At 68.5% G+C, this 22541-nt stretch carries 19 protein-coding genes and 1 tRNA gene; 8 read left to right on the top strand and 12 right to left on the bottom strand.

The window, feature by feature from the left end; translation table 11 throughout:
• Positions 1 to 18: 18 nt before the first annotated feature.
• Positions 19 to 1815, bottom strand: coding sequence for a bifunctional metallophosphatase/5'-nucleotidase (locus OG870_RS12005; RefSeq protein ID WP_327690862.1), 1797 nt, complete (start codon positions 1813 to 1815; stop codon positions 19 to 21).
• Positions 1816 to 1964: 149 nt separating this feature from the next.
• Here OG870_RS12005 and OG870_RS12000 point away from each other — a divergent pair, with 149 nt between their 5' ends.
• Positions 1965 to 2681: an SIMPL domain-containing protein gene (locus OG870_RS12000; RefSeq protein ID WP_266841080.1), complete on the top strand. Its 717-nt coding sequence runs from the start codon at positions 1965 to 1967 to the stop codon at positions 2679 to 2681.
• A 123-nt stretch (positions 2682 to 2804) separates the two neighbouring features.
• A complete protein-coding gene (gene pyk / locus OG870_RS11995; RefSeq protein WP_266796074.1) occupies positions 2805 to 4241 on the top strand; it encodes a pyruvate kinase in 1437 nt (478 codons plus the stop codon).
• A 10-nt stretch (positions 4242 to 4251) separates the two neighbouring features.
• On the opposite strand, the gene OG870_RS11990 is transcribed toward pyk, so the two are convergent.
• Together OG870_RS11990 and OG870_RS11985 are read right to left on the bottom strand one after the other, a co-directional pair.
• The gene (locus OG870_RS11990; protein ID WP_266585429.1) at positions 4252 to 5040 is read right to left on the bottom strand and encodes a helix-turn-helix domain-containing protein; all 789 of its coding nucleotides are present in this window, start codon (positions 5038 to 5040) and stop codon (positions 4252 to 4254) included.
• Positions 5041 to 5127: 87 nt separating this feature from the next.
• Positions 5128 to 5211 (bottom strand) — tRNA-Leu (locus tag OG870_RS11985).
• Between the two features lie 104 nt (positions 5212 to 5315).
• Between OG870_RS11985 and OG870_RS11980 the strand changes: the two genes are divergently transcribed.
• Positions 5316 to 5972: an ANTAR domain-containing response regulator gene (locus tag OG870_RS11980; RefSeq protein ID WP_266679040.1), complete on the top strand. Its 657-nt coding sequence runs from the start codon at positions 5316 to 5318 to the stop codon at positions 5970 to 5972.
• Positions 5973 to 6056: 84 nt separating this feature from the next.
• On the opposite strand, the gene OG870_RS11975 is transcribed toward OG870_RS11980, so the two are convergent.
• From OG870_RS11975 to OG870_RS11965, 3 genes are read right to left on the bottom strand one after another with little or no spacing between them, the layout of a single operon-like run.
• A complete protein-coding gene (locus tag OG870_RS11975; RefSeq protein ID WP_266512473.1) occupies positions 6057 to 6773 on the bottom strand; it encodes an ABC transporter ATP-binding protein in 717 nt (238 codons plus the stop codon).
• The gene (locus OG870_RS11970) at positions 6770 to 7642 is read right to left on the bottom strand and encodes an ABC transporter ATP-binding protein (RefSeq protein WP_266512470.1); all 873 of its coding nucleotides are present in this window, start codon (positions 7640 to 7642) and stop codon (positions 6770 to 6772) included. The genes OG870_RS11975 and OG870_RS11970 overlap by 4 nt, the downstream gene beginning before the upstream one ends.
• Positions 7643 to 7647: 5 nt before the next feature.
• Complete coding sequence (locus OG870_RS11965; protein WP_353963643.1) at positions 7648 to 9372, bottom strand: branched-chain amino acid ABC transporter permease; 1725 nt, start codon at positions 9370 to 9372, stop codon at positions 7648 to 7650.
• Here OG870_RS11965 and OG870_RS48140 point away from each other — a divergent pair.
• The gene (locus tag OG870_RS48140; RefSeq protein ID WP_353962165.1) at positions 9320 to 9481 is read left to right on the top strand and encodes an archaellin/type IV pilin N-terminal domain-containing protein; all 162 of its coding nucleotides are present in this window, start codon (positions 9320 to 9322) and stop codon (positions 9479 to 9481) included. The genes OG870_RS11965 and OG870_RS48140 overlap by 53 nt on opposite strands.
• Here the strand turns inward: OG870_RS48140 and OG870_RS11960 are convergent.
• The 5 genes from OG870_RS11960 to OG870_RS11940 all read right to left on the bottom strand — a co-directional run bounded on the left by OG870_RS11960 (position 9435) and on the right by OG870_RS11940 (position 15516).
• Positions 9435 to 10367 carry a branched-chain amino acid ABC transporter permease gene (locus tag OG870_RS11960; RefSeq protein ID WP_266512469.1) on the bottom strand — a complete coding sequence of 311 codons (933 nt, stop codon included), beginning with the start codon at positions 10365 to 10367 and terminating at the stop codon, positions 9435 to 9437. The two genes, OG870_RS48140 and OG870_RS11960, sit on opposite strands and share 47 nt — an antisense overlap.
• A gap of 115 nt (positions 10368 to 10482) precedes the next feature.
• A complete protein-coding gene (locus tag OG870_RS11955) occupies positions 10483 to 11706 on the bottom strand; it encodes a branched-chain amino acid ABC transporter substrate-binding protein (RefSeq protein WP_266512466.1) in 1224 nt (407 codons plus the stop codon).
• 177 nt (positions 11707 to 11883) lie between these two features.
• Positions 11884 to 12636: a hypothetical protein gene (locus tag OG870_RS11950; RefSeq protein WP_266585431.1), complete on the bottom strand. Its 753-nt coding sequence runs from the start codon at positions 12634 to 12636 to the stop codon at positions 11884 to 11886.
• A gap of 77 nt (positions 12637 to 12713) precedes the next feature.
• Positions 12714 to 13184 carry a PaaI family thioesterase gene (locus OG870_RS11945; RefSeq protein WP_266512460.1) on the bottom strand — a complete coding sequence of 157 codons (471 nt, stop codon included), beginning with the start codon at positions 13182 to 13184 and terminating at the stop codon, positions 12714 to 12716.
• Positions 13185 to 13236: 52 nt separating this feature from the next.
• A complete protein-coding gene (locus tag OG870_RS11940) occupies positions 13237 to 15516 on the bottom strand; it encodes an FdhF/YdeP family oxidoreductase (protein WP_266585433.1) in 2280 nt (759 codons plus the stop codon).
• A 146-nt stretch (positions 15517 to 15662) separates the two neighbouring features.
• Here OG870_RS11940 and polA point away from each other — a divergent pair, with 146 nt between their 5' ends.
• Complete coding sequence (gene polA, locus OG870_RS11935; RefSeq protein ID WP_266585435.1) at positions 15663 to 18395, top strand: DNA polymerase I; 2733 nt, start codon at positions 15663 to 15665, stop codon at positions 18393 to 18395.
• 228 nt (positions 18396 to 18623) lie between these two features.
• Positions 18624 to 18992 (top strand): hypothetical protein, encoded by a 369-nt coding sequence (locus OG870_RS11930; RefSeq protein ID WP_266841085.1) that lies wholly within the window; start codon positions 18624 to 18626, stop codon positions 18990 to 18992.
• 259 nt (positions 18993 to 19251) lie between these two features.
• Here the strand turns inward: OG870_RS11930 and OG870_RS11925 are convergent, their stop codons facing one another.
• A complete protein-coding gene (locus OG870_RS11925; RefSeq protein ID WP_266841087.1) occupies positions 19252 to 20154 on the bottom strand; it encodes a DUF4184 family protein in 903 nt (300 codons plus the stop codon).
• Between the two features lie 370 nt (positions 20155 to 20524).
• Here OG870_RS11925 and OG870_RS11920 point away from each other — a divergent pair, with 370 nt between their 5' ends.
• On the top strand, positions 20525 to 22249 hold the full coding sequence (locus OG870_RS11920) for a lytic transglycosylase domain-containing protein (protein WP_266512448.1): 1725 nt from the start codon (positions 20525 to 20527) through the stop codon (positions 22247 to 22249).
• 156 nt (positions 22250 to 22405) lie between these two features.
• Positions 22406 to 22540, top strand: a complete 135-nt coding sequence (locus tag OG870_RS11915; protein ID WP_266512446.1) for an SPW_0924 family protein — start codon at positions 22406 to 22408, stop codon at positions 22538 to 22540.
• Position 22541 lies beyond the last annotated feature (1 nt).

The raw sequence follows: 22541 nt of genomic DNA, 5'->3' as shown, positions 1-22541 counted from the left end.
GCCTCTGGAACACGGCCGTCAGAACACCGGCGTGCCCTCCCGGGTCAGCCTCCAGTCCGCCGACGCGAAGTCCTTCGGGTCCAGCACACCCTTCGCCGTCACCCACTCGGCGATCCGCGTCCGGATCTCCGTCGACTCCGACCACAGCTCCTTCGCCGACGCCACATGCGGGAACGCACCACCGCCATTGGCACGGTAGTTGTTCACCGCCAGCACGAACTGCTGCCCGTCGTCCAGCGCGGCCCCGCCGTACGTGAGATTCCTGATCCGCGACCCGGCCGCCTGGGCGATGTCGATCTCATACCCGAGACCCGACACATAGTCGTAGTTGTAGTCCGGGCGTCCGTTCGCGTTCGTCAGCTCCTCCACGTCGACCGCAGCACCGGCCGCCGTCCGCACGAAATACTCCGCCGAGTACTCCAGGTACGCCCGCAGCTGCGCACCCGTCATCACCTTCGCGACCAGCGTGTTGTCGTACACGTACAGAGACGACAGATCCCGGATCGTCACCTCGCCCGCCGGGATCTCCGACGTCCGCGAGAACGGCGACGCCTGCGCGATCACCGGCAGCGCCGCGTACTCCGTACCCGCCAGCGCCGCCTTCACCACATCCTCCTGGACCTTGGTGATCAGGTCGATGATCGGCGCGTCCTTGTACCGCGCCTCGACCGTCGTCAGCGTCTCGGTCGCCGAACCGACCACCTGGTTGACGTAACTGACGACCTTCGCATGCTCGTCCGACAGCAACTTGGTGATCTTCGGGTCGTCCTCGACCGTGTTCGAGTTCAGCAGCGACGCCGCCACCGACTCGACCTCCCACCGGCCCGAACGGAACACCAGCTCGAAGTCGAACAGGGTCAACCGCTCCGCGAAACACAGCGGTTCGGACAGCACGACCGTCCTGCCCGTCTGCTCGTTGGTCACCTTCAGCTCCGGGATCTCCACATGCGCGTGACCGACCAGAATCGCGTCGATACCCGGCACCCGCTGAGCGACCAGCGCCGCCGAGTTCTCGACATACGGCAACTGGTCACCGTACGACGACGTCCCGGACGAACCGGAGTGCGCCGACACGACCACGACGTCCGCACCCATCGCCCGCAGCTTCGGCACCCACTTCGCCGCCTGCTCCTCCAGCCCCGGGAACGTCAACTTCCCCTGCACATACGCCTTGTCCCAGATCGCGATACCCGGATTCGTCAGACCCAGCACCGCCACCTTCACCGGCGGCAGACCCGGCACATGGAACCTCTTGATGAGGTACGGCGGAAACGCCGGCTTCTGCGTCTTCGCGTCCAGCGCGTTCGCACCCAGCAGCGGGAAGTGCAACTGGTCCTCGAACTTCCGCAGCGTCTCAAGCCCGTAGTTGAACTCGTGGTTGCCCAGCGCCGCCGCGTCGTACCCGATCGCGTTCATCGCCTGCGCCATGGGATGCACCGGACCGCCCTTGGCGGTGATCGGATCCACCTTCGCGTAGTAGTACGTCAGCGGCGTGCCCTGCAGCGTGTCACCCGCGTCCAGCAGCATCGTGTTGCAGCGCCCCCTCTCCGCCCGCACCCGGTTCACCAGCGTCGAGATACGCGCCAGGCCCATCGCGTTGCCGGCCTTGTCGGAGTACTCCGCGTCCTTGAAGTAATCCCAGTTGAAGACGTGCCCGTGCAGGTCGGTGGTGCCCATGACCGTGAGCGAGTACCGCCTGGCAGGTCTGCGCCCCTGAGCGGCCTCGGCCGACGGAGCCGCCACGGCACCGGCCAGCGCCACCCCCGCCCCGGTCACGGCGGACTTCTGCAGGAACTTCCTACGGTTCAAGGGCATGTCTGGATCTCCTCGCGAAATAGTCAACAACGCGCGTAGATTCTGACCCGGACACGGCAAAACGCAACAGGCCCCACAGGTTTCGATCTGATGACCCAACCGCACCACCCACGGCCCCCAAACAGCCAACAAGTGCCAGAGTGGGACGTATGACCACCCCTCCCACGGACGACCCACCCCCCACCGTCCCCTACGGCACCCCCGACGCCCCCCGCATCGCCGTCCGCGGCGAAGCCCGCCTCGAAGTCGACCCCGAAATCGCCCGCATCGGCATCACCGTCGCCTCCCGCGGCAAAGACCGCCGAGCCGCACTCGACGACCTCACCCGCCGCAACACCACCGCCCTCGACCTCACCAAGACATACGGCGACGCAGTCGAACGCCTCGAAACCGGCGCCTTCTCCATCACCCCCGAACTCAAGGACAAAGGCCGCGGCGAACGCATCCACGCCTACCACGGCCGCGTCCACATCACCGCCGAACTCACCGACTTCACCGCCCTCGGCGAACTCACCACCCGCCTCGCCGACTTGGACCTCACCCGCGTCGACGGCCCCTGGTGGGCCCTGCGCCCCAACTCGCCCGCCCACCGACAAGCCCGCCAGCAAGCCGTGAAAGAAGCCGTCCAACGAGCACGCGAATACGCCGAAGCACTCGGCACCACACTCGCAGCACTCGTGGAACTCGCCGACATCGGAGCCGAGGACGCACAGCCCTACCCCCAGACCCCCGGCCGCATGCGCTCCATGGCCTACGGAGCCGCCGCCGAAGACACCACAGCCGCACCACTCGACCTCGAACCCCAACGCCAGCGAATCTTCGCAGCCGTGAACGCCCGCTTCACCATGGCACCCCCACAGCTGTAAAAAATGCTCATCAGAGCACCCCTAAGCACACTTCAATACCCGTCAACACCCCTTCACCCAAAGGTTGTTGAGTAGACATGTGCGACCAATTCTCTACCCACCGGTAAGGCCTAGGCTCACACCATGCGCCGAGCAAAGATCGTCTGCACACTGGGGCCCGCCACCGACTCCTACGACCAGATCAAAGCCCTGGTCGAAGCCGGAATGGACGTCGCCCGCCTCAACCTCAGCCACGGCACCCACGCCGAACACGAGGAGCGCTACCACCACGTACGAAAGGCCTCCGACGAAACCGGCCGCAGCGTCGGAATCCTCGCCGACCTTCAGGGCCCGAAAATCCGACTCGGCCACTTCACCGAAGGACCCGCACTCCTTGAACGCGGCGACACCTTCACCATCACCACAGAAGACGAAGCCGAAGGAAACCAACAAGGCTGCGGAACCACCCACCCCGGCCTCGCCACCGACGTCACCCCCGGCGAACGCATCCTCGTCGACGACGGCAAAGTCTGCCTCCAGGTCACCGACATCGACGGCCCCCACATCCACACCACCGTCATCGAAGGCGGCATCGTCTCCGACCACAAAGGCCTCAACCTCCCCGGAGCCGCCGTCTCCGTCCCCGCCCTCTCCGACAAAGACGAAACAGACCTGCGCTGGGCGCTGCGCACCGGCTGCGACGTCATCGCACTCTCCTTCGTCCGCAGCGGCCGCGACATCCAGGACGTCCACCGCATCATGGACGAAGAAGGCCGCCGCCTCCCCGTGATCGCCAAGGTCGAGAAGCCCCAGGCCGTCGAAGCCATCGACGACATCGTCGCCGCCTTCGACGGCATCATGGTCGCCCGCGGCGACCTCGGCGTCGAAATGCCCCTGGAACACGTCCCGATCGTCCAGAAGCGCGCGATCAAACTGGCCAAGCGCAACGCCAAGCCGGTCATCGTCGCGACACAGATGCTCGACTCGATGATCGACAACTCCCGCCCGACCCGCGCGGAAGCCTCCGACGTCGCCAACGCCGTCATCGACGGCACGGACGCGGTGATGCTCTCCGGCGAGACCAGCGTCGGCAAGTACCCCATCGAGACCGTCCGGACCATGGCGAAGATCGTCGAGGCGGCGGAGGAAGACATCCTCGCCAAGGGCCTCCCGCCCCTGACCGAACGCAACAAGCCCCGCACGCAGGGCGGCGCGGTGGCCCGCGCGGCGGCGGAAATGGGCGACTTCCTCGGCGCCAAGTTCCTGGTCGCCTTCACCCAGTCCGGCGACACGGCCAAGCGCCTGTCCCGGTACAGGTCCCCGATCCCCCTCCTGGCCTTCACCCCGGACCCGGCGACACGGTCCCAGCTGACGCTGACGTGGGGCGTGGAGACGTTCCTGGGCCCACACGTCGACTCCACAGACGCGATGGTCGACCAGGTGGATGAACTGCTGTTGAAGTACGGCCGCTGCCAGAAGGGTGACGTCGTGGTCATCACGGCGGGCTCGCCCCCCGGGGTCTCGGGCTCGACGAACCTGGTGCGGGTGCATCACATCGGGGAGGACGACAGCCCCAAGTAGGGGGCTGAGGTTAGTACTTGGGGCCTACGTGTGTGTCCATGAGGGCCACGGAGGCTTTGCGGGCGATGGAGATGTTGAACGGGTCGCTGCCCCGGGCCAGGGTGGTCCATTTGACGCCCACCTTGTCGAGTGTGTCGGTGAACAGCTTCCGGATGTCGTCCGACTTGTTGGTGAAGAAGTACCGCGGGTATTCGTAGCGCTTGCGTTCGCCGCCCACGAGGCGAGTCGTCCAGTTCGTGATGCGGCACCCGTCGGAGTGGATGAGGCCGCGGATGAATTCCCAGGGGTGGGCGTCGACGATGTCCTGCTGCCAGGGTTCGAGGGCAATGAGGCGCTCGTGCTTCCTGCCGGGGCCGTGCTGGGGAAACAGGCATGTCAGGTGCTTGTTGTAAGCCTTGATGGTCTGACAACCGATGCGCTGTACGCGATGCACGTTGTTCGTGGGGAAGACGGCTCGCATCGCGGCTTCGGTCTCGTTCGCCACGCCTGGCCACGCGTCGGCACAAGAGATCATCAGGCTGGGCACGCGGTGGTGCACATAGTGGCTGATGTGTCCGTCTCCGAGGTATTGACCTAGCAAGTAGGAATATGCAGCCAGGTCCAGAGGGCGTCCGTCGCATCGTGGACAAGCCGGATTGTGCGCCCCGGGGCACTCCCCGCGCTTGGCGCGATCCGCATGCTTCCAATAGCCGATTGTGCCAAGCGGAATGTTGAGCGTCCTGGCGACATCTGCGTTCTTGTTGCCATCCCTGAGAAGCGTGAGCGCACGCTGTCGAACCTCAGTGCCGTGAAAGTTCATGCGGAAACTCTGCGTTACTGATCGCTACTCCGTGCAGCAAAAAGCGGAGGACCACGCGAACGTGGTCCTCCGCTTCTGGTTCCGTTGTGCCCGGTGTGGGATTCGAACCCACATGCCCGAAGGCACGGTGGTTTGAGCACCGCGAGTCTGACCAGATTCCTCCAACCGGGCAGGCCGTGGAACTGTTCGGAAGTGTACCGGGTCACCACGAGATGCTGCAGCTAGGTAGGCTGCAGAGGCAGCAGCACCTGCCCGGCCCGCAACAAGGAGCCCCCGTGACCGCCCCCGAGTCGCCCCAGCCCGTAGACGCGCCCGACGACGACAAGTCGCACGTGCCTCCGCTGACGACCCGTGTCGTCATCGCCGAGGACGAGGCCCTGATCCGGCTCGACCTCAAAGAGATGCTGGAGGAGGAGGGCTACAGCGTCGTCGGCGAGGCCGGTGACGGTGAGCAGGCCATCGAGCTGGCCCGCGAGCACAAGCCGGACCTGGTGATCCTCGATGTGAAGATGCCCAAGCTGGACGGCATCTCGGCGGCCGAGAAGATCGCCGAGGAGGGCATCGCCCCGGTGCTGATGCTCACCGCTTTCTCGCAGCGCGACCTCGTGGAGCGCGCCAGGGACGCCGGTGCGATGGCGTATCTGGTGAAGCCGTTCAGCAAGAGTGACGTCGTACCGGCCATCGAGATGGCTGTCTCGCGGTTCACCGAGCTGAAGGAGCTGGAGAAGGAGGTCGCCGACCTCACGCTCCGGCTGGAGACGCGCAAGTTGGTGGACCGGGCGAAGTCGATCCTGCAGACGGAGTACGGGCTGTCGGAGCCGGCCGCGTTCCGGTGGATCCAGAAGACGTCGATGGACCGTCGGATGTCGATGCAGCAGGTCGCGGAGGCGGTTATTCAGGACGCGGACGAGAAGAAGGCCGCGAAGGGCTGACCCTCGCGCAGCAGACGGACGATCGAGGCCCGCGCCCCTGGTTCAGGGGTGCGGGCCTCGGTCGTGTGTGTCCGGTGAGGGGTGCTAGTCCTCGCCGAGGTAGGCCTTGCGTACCGATTCGTCGTGCAGGAGGTCCTGTCCGGTGCCGGAGAGGACGATGTTGCCGACCTCCATGACGTGTCCCTGGTCGGCGAGCGAGAGGGCGGCCTGGGCGTTCTGTTCGACGAGCAGGATGGTGGTCCCTTGGGATTTCAGCTCGACGATGGTGGACATGATCTTCTGCATCATGATCGGGGAGAGGCCCATGGAGGGTTCGTCGAGCATGAGGAGTTTGGGCTGGGACATCAGTGCGCGGCCCATGGCGAGCATTTGCTGCTCGCCGCCGGAGAGGGTTCCGGCGGCCTGCTTGCGGCGTTCTCCGAGGATGGGGAAGAGGTCGTAGGCGCGTTGGATGTCTTTTTCGATGCCTTCTTTGTCCTTGCGGAGGAAGGCGCCGAGTTGGAGGTTCTCGGTGATGGTGAGGCGGGGGAAGATGTGTCGGCCTTCGGGGGAGTGGGCGAGGCCGAGGGCGACGATCTTGTGGGCGGGGATGCCGTTGAGGGGCTGGCCCTCGAAGGTGATCTTGCCTGAGCGGGGTTTGAGGAGGCCCGAGAGGGTGCGCAGGGTGGTGGTTTTGCCGGCGCCGTTGGTGCCGATGAGGGTGACGATCTGGCCGGCTTCGACGGTGAAGGAGATGCCCTTGACGGCTTCGATCTTGCCGTAGGCGACCTTGAGGTCTTCGACCTCCAGGAGTGCGGTCACTGGGCGCTTCCTTCCGTGCTGGTGGTGCCCTGTGCTCCGGTGGCCTCGGCCGCTTCGACTTCGGCGATTTCGTCGTCGCCGGGGGCGCCTTCGAAGGGGGTGCCGAGGTAGGCGGCGACGACGCGTTCGTCGCCCTGGACGACGTCGGAGGTGCCTTCGACGAGTTTTTCGCCTTGGACGAGGCAGGCGACGCGGTCGCACAGGTTGAAGATGAAGCGCATGTCGTGCTCGATGACGAGGACGGCGACGCCCTTGTCGCGGATGGCGAAGACGAGTTCCTCGGTGGCGCGGGTTTCCTGGGGGTTCATGCCGGCGGTGGGCTCGTCGAGGAGGAGCAGGCCGGGGTCGCTGGCGAGGGCTCGGGCGATTTCGAGCTTGCGTTGTTCGCCGTAGGGGAGGTTGCGGGAGAGGTGGTCGGCTTTGTGGGCGAGGCCGATGAACTCGAGGAGTTCCATGGCGCGTTCGCGGGAGGCGGCTTCGGCTTTGCGGAAGCCGGGGCCGCGCAGGAGGGCCGACCAGAGGCCTTCTTTGGTGCGGGTGTGGCGGCCGACGAGGACGTTTTCCAGGACGGTCATGTTGGCGAAGAGCCGGATGTTCTGGAAGGTGCGGGCGATGCCGGCGCTGGTGACGAGGTGGGGCTTGGGGGGCAGGACGGTGCCTTTGTAGGCGACTTTGCCCTCGGTGGGGATGTACAGGCCGGTGAGGCAGTTGAAGAAGGTGGTTTTGCCGGCGCCGTTGGGTCCGATGAGGCCGACGATTTCACCGGAGTTGACGGTGAGGTCGACGCTGCGTACGGCGGTGAGGCCGCCGAAGCGCATGGTGACGCCGCTGGCTTCGAGGACGGGGCTGGTGGCCGTGGTGGTGGTCATGGTGGTTACGCCCCTGCCTTGGTGACGCCGACTGTGGTGTCGGGAAGGCTCTGTTCGGGGATGTCGGCCTGTTCTGTTTCGTGGAATTCGAGCTGGCGGCGTCGGTTGGCGATGATGCCTTCGGGGCGGAAGCGCATCAGGATGACGAGGGCCAGGCCGAAGGCGAAGAGTTGGTACTCCTTGAGGAAGCTGAGCTTCTCGGGGAGGAGGTAGAGCAGGGTGGCGCCGAGGATGGGTCCGCCGACGGTGCCCATGCCGCCGAGGACGACTGCGGCGAGCAGGAATGCGGAGTTGGGTGGTACGGAGCCGGCGAACTGGTAGGGGGCGGGGTTGACGCTGTAGCCGACGTGGGCGCTGACGGTGCCGGCGAGGCCGGCGAGTGAGGCGCCGAGGGCGAAGGCGATGAGTTTGACGCGGAAGCCGTTGATGCCCATGGCGGTGGCGGCGGTTTCGTCTTCGCGGATGGCGATCCAGGAGCGGCCGATGCGGGAGTCGGCGGCGCGGTTGAAGACGAGGACGACGATGGCGGTGATGACGAGCATCAGGAGCAGGTAGTTGGCGAATCGGCCGACGGTGATGGAGCCGATGGTGTGGCTGCTGCCGAGGTTGAAGCCGAAGATCTCCAGGTCGGGGATCATCGAGATGCCGTTGGGGCCGTTGGTGATGTTGGGCCCGGAGGAGCCGTCGAGGTTGTTGACGGTGATGCGGAAGATTTCTCCGAAGCCGAGGGTGACGATGGCGAGGTAGTCGCCGCGCAGTCGCAGGGTGGGGGCGCCGATGAGGACGCCGAAGATGAGCGATGCGGCCATGCCGGTGAGCATGGCGGCCCAGAAGGGGAATTGGACGCCGGAGAAGCGGGAGAACTCGGAGCCGGAGACGAGGGCTGCGGCGTAGGCGCCGACGCCGAGGAAGGCGACGTATCCGAGGTCGAGGAGTCCGGTGAGGCCGACGACGATGTTGAGGCCGAGGGCGACGGTGGCGACGACGAGGATGTTCACGCCGAGGTTGGCGTTGTGTTCGTTGTTCTCGACGAAGGGGAAGATCGCGGCGGCGAGGAAGGCCATGGAGGTGGCGAAACCTTTGTGCCGGGCGTTGATGGCGGAGAACCGGTCGGCGAGTCCGGCGGCGATCACGGCCCAGGAGCCGAAGATGACGAGCAGCAGGAAGCCGATGAAGGTTTCGCTGGCGTCGGGGTCGACGCCGATGCCGTAGGCGAAGGCGATGAGGCCGATGCCGGTGGCGGCGGTGATGACGAGGCGTTCGCCCCAGGCGGGGAGTTTGCCTGCCGGGGGGATGTTGTCGGGCTTGCTGACCCAGGCTTTGGCGGTGTTGCCGGGGCTGGGCAGGGCGAGGGCGCCGAGGAGGGCGACCAGGGAGGCGGCCGCGGCTATGTAGGCGCCGGGGTCGAGGTTGACGAGCCCGCCGAGGTCGATGGCGATGGCGAGTGCGCTGAACCAGCTGACGGTGAAGGCGGCCGCGGCGGCGAGGAACACGGGGGCGGTGGCGCCGGCCGGGTTGAGCCAGGTGAGGCCGCGTATGTTCCAGCGGGTGAGGGCGAAGAGGAGGGTGAGGACGCCGGCGACGAGGTCGAGGATCTGGAGTCCGGCGGGGGAGCCGTAGTAGGTGAGGTCCCCGGGGAAGTCGGAGGTCCAGGTCCAGGACATGTAGGTGCTGGCGATGGTGCCGATGGCGCCTGCGGCGATGAGGACGCGGGCGGCGGGGTGGGGCAGGGGGATGAGGCCGCGCGGGGTGTCCGGCGTGGTGGGGCTGGTCTTGGTGGTTGTCATGGTGGTCACGCCCTGTCCGCTACGCGTTCGCCGACGAGGCCTTGTGGCCTGAACAGCAGGACGAGGATGAGGAGGACGAAGGCCCAGACGGAGGACCAGCCGCCGCCGCCGAGTTGCTGCATGCCGGGGATGTCGTCGATGTAGGAGGTGGCCATGGTTTCGGCGAGGCCGAGGACGAGGCCGCCGATCATGGCGCCGTAGATGTTGCCGATGCCGCCGAGTACGGCTGCGGTGAAGGCTTTGAGGCCCATCTGGAAGCCCATGTCGTACTTGATCTGTCCGTAGCGCAGGCCGTAGGCGATGGCGGCGACGGCGGCGAAGAATCCGCCGATGGCGAAGGCGATGACGATGATGCGGTTGGTGTCGATGCCCATCAGCTGTGCGGTGTCCGGGTCCTGCGCGGTGGCCTGCATGGCGCGGCCGGTGCGGGAGAGGCGGACGAAGAAGGCGAGGGCCGCCATGCAGAGGGGGGCGGCGATGATGACGAAGAGGGAGCCGCTGCTGATGCCGATGGAGCCGATGTTCCAGGGGCCGGCGTCGATCTGCGGGAAGTTGCGGTCGGTCTTGGCGTCCGGGTACCAGTTGAAGACGGCCTGCTGGAGTGCGAGGGAGAGGCCGATCGCGGTGATGAGGGGAGCCAGGCGTGGGGCGCCGCGGAGTGGTCGGTAGGCGAAGCGTTCCGCCCCGACGGCGATGAGGACGGAGACGAGTCCGCCGCCTATGAGCATCGCCGGGAGGGCTATCCACATGGATGTGCCGTCGGGCAGGACGTAGAGATAGACCGTGAGCGCGCCGAAGCCGCCGGTCATGAAGATCTCGCCATGGGCGAAGTTGATGAGCTGGACGATGCCGTACACCATCGTGTATCCGATGGCGATCAGCCCGTACATCGAGCCGAGGAACAGCCCGTTGGCCAGCTGCTGCGGCAGGGTGTGCACCGCATGGCCTCCATGTGGTGGGGAGTGAGCAGGGGGCGTGGAACGGGCCGCGCGGGTGACGTGTGGTCGGCCGCGCGGCCCTGGGGTGGTGCTAGCGGCAGTTCGGCTGGTTTGGTCAGCCGTTGAACGTGCCGCTCTTGACGGCCTTCCACTTGCCGTTGGTGACCTGGTAGACGGTCAGCTGCTTGTTGGTGGTGTCGCCGTACTGGTCGAAGGCGACGGGGCCGGCGACGCCGTCGAACTTGGTCTTGCTGACCTCGTCGACGATCTTGGCGCGGGCGTCGGAGGGGACCTTGCCGTCCTTCACGACGTTGGCGATGGCCTTGATGATGGCGGTGGCGGCGTCGTAGGAGTAGCCGCCGTAGGTGCCGTAGTCGCCCTTGAGGCCGGCTGCCTTGTACTTCTTGATGAAGTCCTGGGCGGAGGCGAGGGTGTCGACGGGCTGGCCGACGGAGGTGGCGAGGTCACCTTCGGAGGTCTTGCCGGCGGTCTGGATGTAGGTGTCGCTGAACATGCCGTCGCCGCCGAAGAGCGGGACCTTGGCGCCGCCGTCCTTGAGCTGCTTGGTGAGCTTCTCGGACTCGTCGTACTGGCCGCCGTAGTAGACCAGGTCGGCCTTGGAGTTCTTGATCTTGGTGACGAGGGCGGAGAAGTCGGTGTCGCCGGTGTTGACGTGGTCGGTGCCGGCGACCTTGCCGCCCGCCTTGGTGAAGCCGGCGGTGAACAGCTTGGCCAGGCCGGCGCCGTAGGTCTGCTTGTCGTCGACGACGAAGACGCTCTTCTTCTTCAGCGTGTTGTACGCGTAGTCGGCCGCGAAGCCGCCCTGGAGGGCGTCGGTGGTGGCGGTACGGAAGTAGGTCTTGAAGGGGCGGGCCTTCTTCGTCTGCCAGTTCTTGCCCTGGGTGAGCTCGGGGGCGGTGTTGGACGGCGAGATCTCGACCAGGTTGGCGGTGGCGAAGACCTGCTGCATCTGGGTGGCGACGCCGGAGTTCAGCGGGCCGACGACGCCGAGCACCTTGTCGTTGTTGACGAGCTGGGTGGCGTTCTGCTGACCGCTGGCGGGGATGGCCTTGTCGTCGAGGGCCTGGACCTTGAACGTCACGCCGGGCACGAGGTTGTTTTTGTTGGCGTCGTCGACGGCGACCTGGACGCCGCCCTGGATGCCGAGGCCGGTCGCCGAGTTCTGGCCGGTCAGCGGTGCGTCGACGCCAATGATGACCTCGGTCTTCTTGCTGCCGCTGTCCCCACCCTTGTCGTCGTTGCGCGAGCCGCAGGCGGTCAGCGTGAGGGCGCCTGTGGTGAGCACGGAGGTGAGTATGACCAAAGAACGGTGTCGCACGATGAATCCTCTCCCTGGCGCCGGCAGTCCTGCTGGGCTGCCGTGTGTCTCGCCGGGCCGTACTGGGGTGGAGCTGGGCCGTTCTGCAGACGCGCCCGGCGGCGCGGTGACTGGGCGTGACTCTAAGCCTGTCTGTCAGGTGAGGGCATCGTTGTGGGCTGGCTTGTGACTTTCTTGTTATGACGTGCCGGAAGGTGAGCCTTGGGGAAGTTCGCTCTCGGCCGGTTTGGCGGAAACGTGTCGGGTCCACATCGTGAGAACCCGCACTTCCGGTTGGACGCGGGGCGAGGAGAGCGCCCGGGTGGCGTCGCAGGCCGTGTGGAGGAGGTCGGAGAGGTCGCGCGAGTAGCTGCCGCCGAAGATGAAACTGTAGTGCTGTATTGCCTGCGTGTTACGCAGCGTTACGTCGAGGAAAGGCAGGTTGACGTTGAGGGGAAGCCCGCCGCAGTCGGTCACGGTGATCCGCACGGTGATGCGGTGGGTGGTTCCGGCGCGCACGGTGAAGGTTGTCGGGGGTGTGGTGCGGGTGTGCAGGCCGGCGGGGGTGGCGGTGATGTCGGAGATGGTGACGGGGGGTCCGTCGTGTACGGAGACGTCGAAGCGGAAGTCCCTGGTGGTGGTGCCGGGAGTGTCGGCAACTCCCTTGTAGTGGAAGGCCGTTGTGGTCGAGGGCCAGGGTGCGGTCGGTTCTTCGGGCGGTGTGGCCGGTAGTTGGGCGGTCAGGAGCCATACGGCCGCGGCCAGGGTGGCCGCGGCCGCTGCCAGTGCGGTGGCGCGGGTGCGCGGGAGCAGTGCGTGCCAACGGTCGGTCAGGCGGGGGGAGTCGGTGCCGATGACGTCGGGTGGCGGTGCGTCCTGGGGGGTGGCGGGGGCGTCGCCGGTGTGTGCCTCGACGGGGCCGGCGGGTTCGACGGGGCCGATGCCGCTCATGTCCGGGGCCTCATGGGGAAACGGTAGGCGCGGTGGACGCGGCCGGACAGTGCCCGGTGGGGGGAAGTCGCCGGTCGTCAGTCCGCGGCGGGCTGCTGTACGTCACGCAGCAGGCAGGTCAGCCGTGCACTGCACACGCGCCGTCCTTCCTCGTCGCTGATCACGATCTCGTACGTCGCCGTGGTGCGCCCGCGGTGGACCGGTGTGGCCACGCCGGTCACGAGGCCGGATCGCGCGCCGCGGTGGTGGGTGCAGTTCAGGTCGACGCCCACCGCGAGCTTGGAGCTGCCGCCGTGCAGCATCGAGCCGACGGAGCCGAGGGTTTCGGCGAGGACCGCCGAGGCGCCGCCGTGCAGCAGTCCGTAGGGCTGGGTGTTGCCCTCGACGGGCATGGTGCCGACGACGCGGTCCGCCGAGGCTTCGATGATCTCCACGCCCATGCGTGTGCCGAGGTGCCCGGCGGAGAACAGGGCGGGGAGGTCGACGCCGAGTGCGGCGTACTCGTCGATGACCTCCTGCGGGAACTTCACGTACTGCTGCTCGCCCATGGGCCCGGCTCCGTTCGTCCTGATCGCTCGTCCAACCTGCCTGAGCAAACGCTCAGTGGGTTGGTGATTGTTCCAGACGTACGACGACGGACTTGCTGGCCGGGGTGTTGCTGATGTCGGCGGTGGAGTCCAGCGGGACCAGCACGTTGGTCTCCGGGTAGTACGCGGCCGCGCAGCCGCGTGCCGTGGGGTAGTGCACGACCCGGAAGCCGGCCGCCCTGCGCTCGACGCCGTCCTTCCACTCGCTGACCAGGTCGACGTACGACCCCTCGGCGACCTTGAGCGCCCGCGCGTCCTCGGGGTGGACCAGGACGACCCGGCGGCCGTTCTTGATGCCGCGGTAGCGGTCGTCGAGGCCGTAGATCGTGGTGTTGTACTGGTCGTGCGAGCGCAGCGTCTGCAGCAGCAGGCGGCCTTCGGGCAGTGCGGGGTATTCCACGGGTGCCGCGGTGAAGTTGGCCTTGCCGGTGGCGGTCGGGAAGCGGCGTTCGTCGCGGGGGGCGTGCGGGAGGGCGAAGCCGTCGGGGTGGGCCACGCGCGCGTTGAAGTCCTCGAAGCCGGGGATCACGCGGGCGATGCGGTCGCGGATCGTGGCGTAGTCCTTCTCGAACTCCTCCCACGGTGTGGTGCTTTCCTCGCCGAGCACGCGGCGGGCCAGACGGCAGACGATGGCCGGCTCGGACAGCAGGTGGGTGCCGGCGGGCTCCAGTCGGCCGCGGGAGGCGTGCACCATGCCCATGGAGTCCTCGACGGTCACGAACTGCTCGCCGCCGCCCTGGAGATCGCGCTCGGTGCGGCCGAGCGTGGGCAGGATGAGGGCACGCGCGCCCGTGACCGCGTGCGAGCGGTTGAGCTTCGTCGACACGTGCACGGTCAGCCGGGCGCGCCGCATGGCCGCCTCGGTGACCTCCGTGTCGGGGGAGGCGGAGACGAAGTTGCCGCCCATGGCGAAGAAGACCTTCGCCGCGCCGTCGCGCAGGGCGCGGATGGCCTGGACGACGTCGTAGCCGTGCTCGCGCGGCGGCGCGAAGCCGAACTCCTTCTCCAGGGCGTCCAGGAAGGCGGGTGCGGGGCGCTCGAAGATGCCCATCGTGCGGTCGCCCTGGACGTTGCTGTGTCCGCGGACCGGGCACACTCCGGCCCCCGGGCGGCCGATGTTGCCGCGCAGCAGAAGGAAGTTGACCACCTCGCGGATGGTCGGCACGGAGTGCTTGTGCTGGGTGAGGCCCATCGCCCAGCACACGATGGTGCGCTTGGAGGCGAGGACCATCCGCAGGGTCCGCTCGATCTCCTCGCGGGCGAGACCCGTGGCGGCGAGCGTCTCGTCCCAGTCGGCGGTGCGGGCGGCTGCCGCGAACTCCTCGTAGCCGTGGGTGTGTTCACGCACGAAGTCCTCGTCGACCGCGCCGTCCGCCTCCAGGATCAGCTTGTTGAGGAGGCGGAAGAGGGCCTGGTCGCCGCCGATGCGGATCTGCAGGAACAGGTCGGTGAGCGCGGCGCCCTTGAGCATGCCCTGCGGGGTCTGCGGGTTCTTGAAGCGCTCCAGACCGGCCTCGGGCAGCGGGTTGACGCTGACGATCTTCGCGCCGCCCGCCTTGGCCTTCTCCAGCGCGGAGAGCATGCGCGGGTGGTTGGTGCCGGGGTTCTGGCCGGCGACGATGATCAGGTCGGCCTTGTAGAGGTCCTCCAGCAGGACGCTGCCCTTGCCGATGCCGATCGTCTCGTTCAGTGCCGAACCGGACGACTCGTGGCACATGTTGGAGCAGTCGGGCAGGTTGTTCGTGCCGAGCTGTCGGGCGAACAGCTGGTAGAGGAAGGCCGCTTCGTTGCTGGTGCGGCCCGACGTGTAGAACAGGGCCTCGTCCGGGGAGCCCAGGGCGGCGATCTCCTCGGCGACGATGTCGAAGGCGCGCTCCCAGCTCACCGGCTCGTAGTGCGTGCCCCCTTCGGGGAGATGCATGGGATGCGTCAGCCGGCCCTGCTGGCCCAGCCAGTAGCCGCTGCGGTTCGCGAGATCGGCGACGGAGTGGGCGGCGAAGAACTCCGGGGTGACCCGGCGCAGGGTGGCTTCCTCGGCCACCGCCTTCGCGCCGTTCTCACAGAACTCCGCCTTGTGCCGGTGCTCCGGCTCCGGCCAGGCGCAGCCCGGGCAGTCGAAGCCGTCCTTCTGGTTGACGCGCAGCAGCGTCAGCGCGGTGCGCTTCACACCCATCTGCTGCTGGGCGATGCGCAGCGTGTGCCCGATGGCGGGGAGTCCCGCCGCGGCGTGCTTCGGCTCGACGACCTGCGGCGCGTCCTGAACCGGGTCGCCCTTGGGCGGCTTCGTCGCCATCGCGCACTCTCCTTCGCATACACGCACATACACGCTTCACCTACGCGTGCGAGCCATCTCCTCGATCCTCGCACGGGGCGGTGACAGCGAGGGGGCCAGGGCGTGCGGGGGTCTCAGTGTCAGTGGCTCGTGGCAGGATCGGGGGCGTGGCAGAGACAGCATCGAAGAAGACCGAGAAGACCGAGAAGACCTCCGGCGGCAAGCGGCCCCGCCTCATGCTCATGGACGGGCACTCACTGGCCTACCGCGCGTTCTTCGCGCTGCCCGCGGAGAACTTCACGACCGCGACGGGCCAGCCGACGAACGCGATCTACGGCTTCGCGTCGATGCTCGCCAACACCCTGCGTGACGAGGAGCCCACACACTTCGCCGTGGCCTTCGACGTCTCCCGCAAGACGTGGCGCTCCGAGGAGTTCACGGAGTACAAGGCGAACCGTTCCAAGACCCCCGACGAGTTCAAGGGCCAGGTCGAGCTGATCGGCGAGCTCCTCGACGCGATGCACGCGTCGCGGTTCGCGGTCGACGGCTATGAGGCGGACGACATCATCGCCACTCTCGCCACCCAGGCCGAGGCCGAGGGCTTCGAGGTGCTGATCGTCACCGGTGACCGGGACTCCTTCCAGCTGGTCACCGAGCACACGACGGTGCTGTATCCGACCAAGGGCGTCTCCGAGCTGACCCGGTTCACCCCGGAGAAGGTCTTCGAGAAGTACGGGCTGACGCCCGCGCAGTACCCCGACTTCGCCGCCCTGCGCGGCGACCCGTCCGACAACCTGCCGGGCATCCCCGGCGTCGGCGAGAAGACCGCCGCGAAGTGGATCAACCAGTTCGGTTCGTTCGCGGAGCTGGTCGAGCGCGTCGAGGAGGTCAAGGGCAAGGCCGGGCAGAACCTGCGCGACCACCTGGCGGCCGTCCAGCTCAACCGCCGCCTCACCGAGATGGTGCGTACGGTCGAGCTGCCCAAGGCGGTCACCGACCTGGAGCGCGTCGCGTACGACCGCACGGCCCTGGCGATGATCCTGGACACCCTGGAGATCAGGAACCCCTCGCTGCGCGAGCGGCTGCTCGCCGTGGATCCGGGCGGCGAGGAGGCCGAGGCGACGCCGGTGGCCCCCGGCGTGGAGCTGGACGGGACGGTGCTGGGCACCGGCGAGCTGGCCGGCTGGCTCGCCGAGCACGGCACGCAGACGCTCGGCGTGGCCACGGTCGACACGTGGGCGCTGGGCACCGGCTCGGTCGCCGAGGTCGCGCTCGCCGCCGCCGGGGGACCGGCCGCCTGGTTCGACCCGTCCCAGCTGGACGAGGCCGACGAGAAGGCGTGGCTGGCCTGGCTGGCCGCCGAGGACCGGCCCAAGGTGCTGCACAACGCCAAGGGCGCCATGCGTGTGTTCACCGAGCACGGCTGGAGCATCGCCGGTGTCTTCATGGACACCGCGCTGGCCGCCTACCTGGTCAAGCCGGGCCGTCGCTCCTTCGACCTGGACGCGCTGTCCCTGGAGTACCTGGGCCGTGAGCTTGCTCCCGCCGCCGCGGCCGACGGCCAGCTCGCCTTCGGTGCCGACGACGGTGCCGAGGCCGAGGCGCTCATGGTGCAGGCCCGCGCGATCCTCGACCTCGGGGAGGCGTTCCGGGGCCGCCTTGAGGAGGTCGGCGCCGCGGACCTGCTGCGCGACATGGAGCTGCCCACCTCCATTCTGCTGGCCCGCATGGAGCGGCACGGCATCGCGGCCGACCGGGCCCACCTGGAGGCCATGGAGCAGATGTTCGCCGGCGCCGTCCAGCAGGCGGTGAAGGAGGCGCACGCGGCCGCGGGGCACGAGTTCAACCTCGGCTCGCCCAAGCAGCTGCAGGAGGTCCTCTTCGGTGAGCTCGGCCTGCCCAAGACGAAGAAGACCAAGACCGGCTACACCACGGACGCCGACGCCCTGGCCTGGCTCGCCACCCAGACGGACAACGAACTGCCGGTCGTCATGCTCCGCCACCGCGAGCAGGCGAAGCTGCGGGTCACCGTCGAGGGCCTGATCAAGACGATCGCCGCCGACGGCCGTATCCACACCACCTTCAACCAGACGGTCGCCGCGACCGGCCGTCTGTCGTCCACGGACCCGAACCTGCAGAACATCCCGGTCCGCACGGACGAGGGCCGCGCCATCCGCCGGGGCTTCGTGGTCGGCGAGGGCTTCGAGTCGCTGATGACCGCCGACTACAGCCAGATCGAACTGCGCGTGATGGCCCACCTCTCCGAGGACGAGGGCCTGATCGAGGCGTTCACCTCCGGCGAGGACCTGCACACCACCGCGGCCTCCCAGGTGTTCGGCGTCGAGCCCGCCGGGGTGGACGCGGAGATGCGGCGCAAGATCAAGGCCATGTCGTACGGCCTGGCGTACGGGCTGTCGGCGTTCGGACTGTCCCAGCAGCTGAACATCGAGGCGGGGGAGGCGCGCGGCCTGATGGACGCGTACTTCGAGCGCTTCGGCGGCGTCCGGGACTATCTGCGCCGGGCGGTCGACGAGGCCCGTGCCACGGGCTACACGGCGACGCTCTTCGGTCGCCGCCGCTACCTCCCCGACCTCAACAGCGACAACCGGCAGCGCCGCGAGGCCGCCGAGCGCATGGCCCTCAACGCGCCCATCCAGGGCACCGCGGCGGACATCGTCAAGATCGCCATGCTCAAGGTGGACGACGCGCTGCGGGCGGCGGACCTCACCTCCCGCATGCTCCTCCAGGTCCACGACGAAGTCGTCCTGGAGATCGCCCCCGGGGAGCGTGCGAAGGCGGAGGAGATCGTCCGCCGCGAAATGTCCGACGCCGTTCACCTGACAGTGCCACTGGGCGTCTCGGTGGGCGTGGGCACGGACTGGGAGTCGGCGGCGCACTAGCCTCCGGCGGCGGAGCGGGGGTTCGGCTGCGCGCAGCCGCTCGATGCCGAAACCCACGCTCCGCCGGCCTGGCGGGCGGCCCGCCACCGGTGTGGATCGACGGAGCCGGGGGCGGCTGCGGTGGTGCGGAGCGCTCTGCGTGCTCTACGGCTGGTCGCCGCAGGGCCCGTCACTCAGGTGGCCCCCGCGAAAAGGGCGCCACCGCCTTGGCCCCGTCAGGATGCGGGCATGGGTATACGCATGCTCAACCGCCGGCCGGCGAGAGCACAGGCGAGTGCCGAGGCGGCGTCCGCCGCACCGCCCGCGCCGATGCCGGCCTTCGCAGCCCGCGCAAGCACCGCCCGCATCCCCACCGACCTCGTTGTCGTCCTGCGCCGCACGGCGAAGAGACTCCGCCGCCGACTGCGCCGCCCCGCACCGACCCCGGGAGAGCCGTCCGTCTGGCGGCTATGGGCCGGACTGGGCCGCAGCTACCTGACCGCACTCATCGCCCGTACCCGCCACGCCAGTGCCGCCCGAGCCACCCCTACGATCCCCGTCTTCATCGTCACCACGGGCACCCTCACCGAGCGCCGGGACGACGGCGCTGGGCGCTGACCGACGGTCATGGTGTGCCTCGGGCCCGCGCACCCTTGTTTCTTGGGCCGGGACGGCGGCGCCGGGTACTGACCGACGGTCATGGTGTGCCTCGGGCCCGCGCACCCTTCTTTCTTGGGCCGGGACGGCGGCGCCGGGCGTTGACCAACGGTCAGGGTGTACGTGGGGGACTTGCGAGCACCCTTACTCTGTTCGCCGGGGCGGAGGCGTTTCGGGCACTGACCGGCGGTCAGGGTGTGCGTCGTGACCGCAGGCCCCCTCACCCACGTCCCGGTCGACCCCAGTCGGCAGTGACCGGCTCCGGTTCCGCGGCGTTCGGCGTGGGGCGGCGCCACATCCTGACTCCCACCGCGTACAGCAGCAGACCCAGCACGAGCCCCGCGCCCGCTCCGAAGCACAACGTCGGGATGAGTTCCCACGGCTTCGCGGTCGAGCCCCAGTACGCCCACCACCGGGTCGCGCGCTGCACGGCCCCAACCGCCGCACACCCGCCGATCAAGGCACCGGCCCACCACCGGTCCCGTACCGACAGCAAGGCGACACCCGTCGGCCCGTCACCAGATGGTCCCGCGCTCACCGGCCCGCCGGTGGACGTCACCCCCGCCGACTCCCGCCGCAACGCCCACCCCACCCACACCGCGATCACGCCCGCAGCCACCGCCGAGCCGCCGTACTGCAGGTACCAGTACAGGGGGAAGCCGTCGACCTTGTGTCCCAGGACGGGGAAGAGTCGCATGCCCCAGCGGTCGAGGTGGGTGAAGGCGTCCCACACGACGTGGGTCAGGGCGCCGAGTGCGGCGGAGGCGTACCACCGGGCCATCAGGGACGGCCGGACGCGCGCGCGTGGGGCCCCGCAGTGCAGCAGGGCGGCCGGCCGAGGTTGCCAGGCCCGTGGCAGCAGCGCCACCAGCGGCTCGCGCAGCAGCAGCCACAGCCCGACCAGCGCCCAGGCCACCAGCACATCGACCGTGAAGACGCCGGGGAAGGAGTGCGTGACGTCTCCGAACTCCATCGCCCGGGACACCGCACTCGCCGCGTAATAGGTCATATCCGGCGCGAAGGAGCCGGCCACGAGCACGGCCGGAATCAGCCGACCTCGACCGGTCCCGTCGGCGCGCACCGCGGGCAGTACGGCGGCCGCATGGCTCAGCGTGAACGGCAACTGGGCTCCTCACACGGGGCGTTGCCCGAGCGGGCAGCCCGGGTGATCACTTCGGTCCAGTATGCGTGCCGCGATTGTGCCCCGGCCGCACATGGCCAACCGGTGAATATCGGGCACGAACGGGTCCCCGTGGAAAGGAAGTTGTCGTAGGGTCGCCTGGGTCACCGCGCCGACAGCACGTTCGAACACGCGAACAGGGCAACTCGACAGCGATGCCGGGGACGCCGGTGGCACCAGTGACACGAGCGATACAAGAGCAACATCGAGGGCAACCCGCACGCCGGGTCGATCGTCACAACAAGGGCGGGCGCAGTGAGTGCCCGACAGGACGAAGACGGACGCTGGTGCGTTCACGGGAGGGGTTCACTCTATGGCGGCGCAATTCGGCAGGAGGCTGGCCAAAGGGGCGGCGACCACCGCCGTGGCAGCGGTCGCGGTAGCGGCTCTGTCCGCCTCTCAGGCTCCGGGGGTGACCGTCGACGACCACGGCAGACGGACCGCCTCGGACGCCCAGCCCTCTCCCGACGCGACCGCGGACGCCGGCGCCGCCACCGGCAACTCGCCGTACTACACGGATCTGCCGCCGCTGCACAGCCCGAGCCCCTCACCGTCCGCCAGCGGCACCCCCGTGGCGCAGGGCGGCTCCGAGTCCGGCATACCCGCGACCGTCCTCGACGCCTACAAGAAGGCCGAGGCCGAGCTGCGCGAGTCCAAGCCCGGCTGCAACCTGCCCTGGCAGCTGCTCGCCGCGATCGGCAAGGTCGAGTCGAGCCAGGCCCGCGGCGGCCGCGTCTCCGCCGACGGCACCACGATCTCCCCGATCCTCGGTCCGCAGCTCGACGGCAACGGCTTCGCGATGATCAAGGACACCGACGGCGGCAAGTACGACGGCAACAGCTCGTACGACCAGGCCGTGGGCCCCATGCAGTTCATCCCCTCCACCTGGGCCTGGGCGGGCCGCGACGGCAACGGCGACGGGGCCAAGGACCCCAACAACGTGTACGACGCCGCCCTCGCCGCCGGCCACTACCTGTGCCGCTACGACTGGGACCTGTCGACCCCGTCCGACCTCAACCGCGCGATCCTCAGCTACAACAACTCGCAGGACTACCTGAACCTCGTCCTGTCGTGGCTGGAGTACTACCGCAAGGGCACCCACGAGATCCCGAACGGCAGCGGCAGTGTCCCCTCGGGCCGCAGCGACGACTCGCCGGGCGCCGGCCCGTCTCCGTCGCCCTCGCAGCCGGGCAGGTCGAAGCCGGGTTCGGGCCCGACCAGGCCGGGCAACGGCACCGGCCCCACCGCCCCGTCGACGCCCGGCAGTCCGTCGCCCACCCCCACTCCCACCCCGACCCCCACCGACACGGTCGACCACCTGGAGGACGCGGGCACCGCGAAGCTCACCGCGATGGCCGGCGACGCGTTCACCAAGCAGATCAGCACCAGGGCCGAGACCAAGGCCGGCATGGCGGTCGGCAGGGTCAGGGTCCGCTTCACCGTCGTCGGCGACACCGACACCGCCTTCACCGGTGGCGAGCGCGTCGCCACGGTCGTCACCAACAGCTCCGGCGTGGCCGTCGCCCCCGCGCTGCGGGCGGGCGAGAAGACCGGCGACGTCACCGTCCGCGCCACCGTCGTGGGCCGTTCGGTCACCGGCCTCGACTACACCGCCACCGTCACCGAGCGCGTCGCCGACACCCTCGTCCGTACCAGCGACACGGCGCTGACCTGCACCCCGGGCGGCGAGTTCGCCGACCAGGCCGAGGTGAAGGCCACCTACAAGGGCGCCGTCGCGGACAAAGTCGCCGTCACCGCGACCCTGATCAAGTCGGTGCTCGACCCGACCGAGGACGACAAGGGCCCGTACTTCAAGGACGCCGACGGCAAGCCCGTACGCACGCTGACGGGCCTCAAGACGGACGCCAAGGGCGTGCTGAAGCTGCCGAAGCTGTACTCCGACGACAACACCGGCACCTTCATGCTCCGCGTCACCACCGCGGGCGGTGCCGCGCTCAACGTCCCGCTGACCGTGGCTCCCGCCGCCTCGGCAAGCCCCAGCCCGTCCGTGAGCCCGAGCCCGAGCCCCAGCTCGTAGTTCTCCGTACGAGACGAGCGCGGCGCTCCCCCCGACCGGAGGGAGCGCCGCGCTCGTTGTGTGTGCAACGTGTTCTCATCTCGCCCACCCGTTGCTACGGTGCCGGACCTGACGATGTATCAGTTCCATGCGGTTCCACTCCGTCGGGAGGCAGGCATGCGCGCCCTGATCGCCGCCGCGACCGGTCTCGCCCTCGCGTTCGCGCTGATCCTCACGATCACGGCCATGGGCGGTCCCACGGGCAAGACGTCCCCGAAACCGCTGCTGACGACGGTGCCCGCACACCCGTAAC

The organism is Streptomyces sp. NBC_00461 (assembly GCF_036013935.1).
Lineage (GTDB): Bacteria > Actinomycetota > Actinomycetes > Streptomycetales > Streptomycetaceae > Streptomyces.
This window is presented reverse-complemented; position numbering and strand designations above follow the sequence as displayed.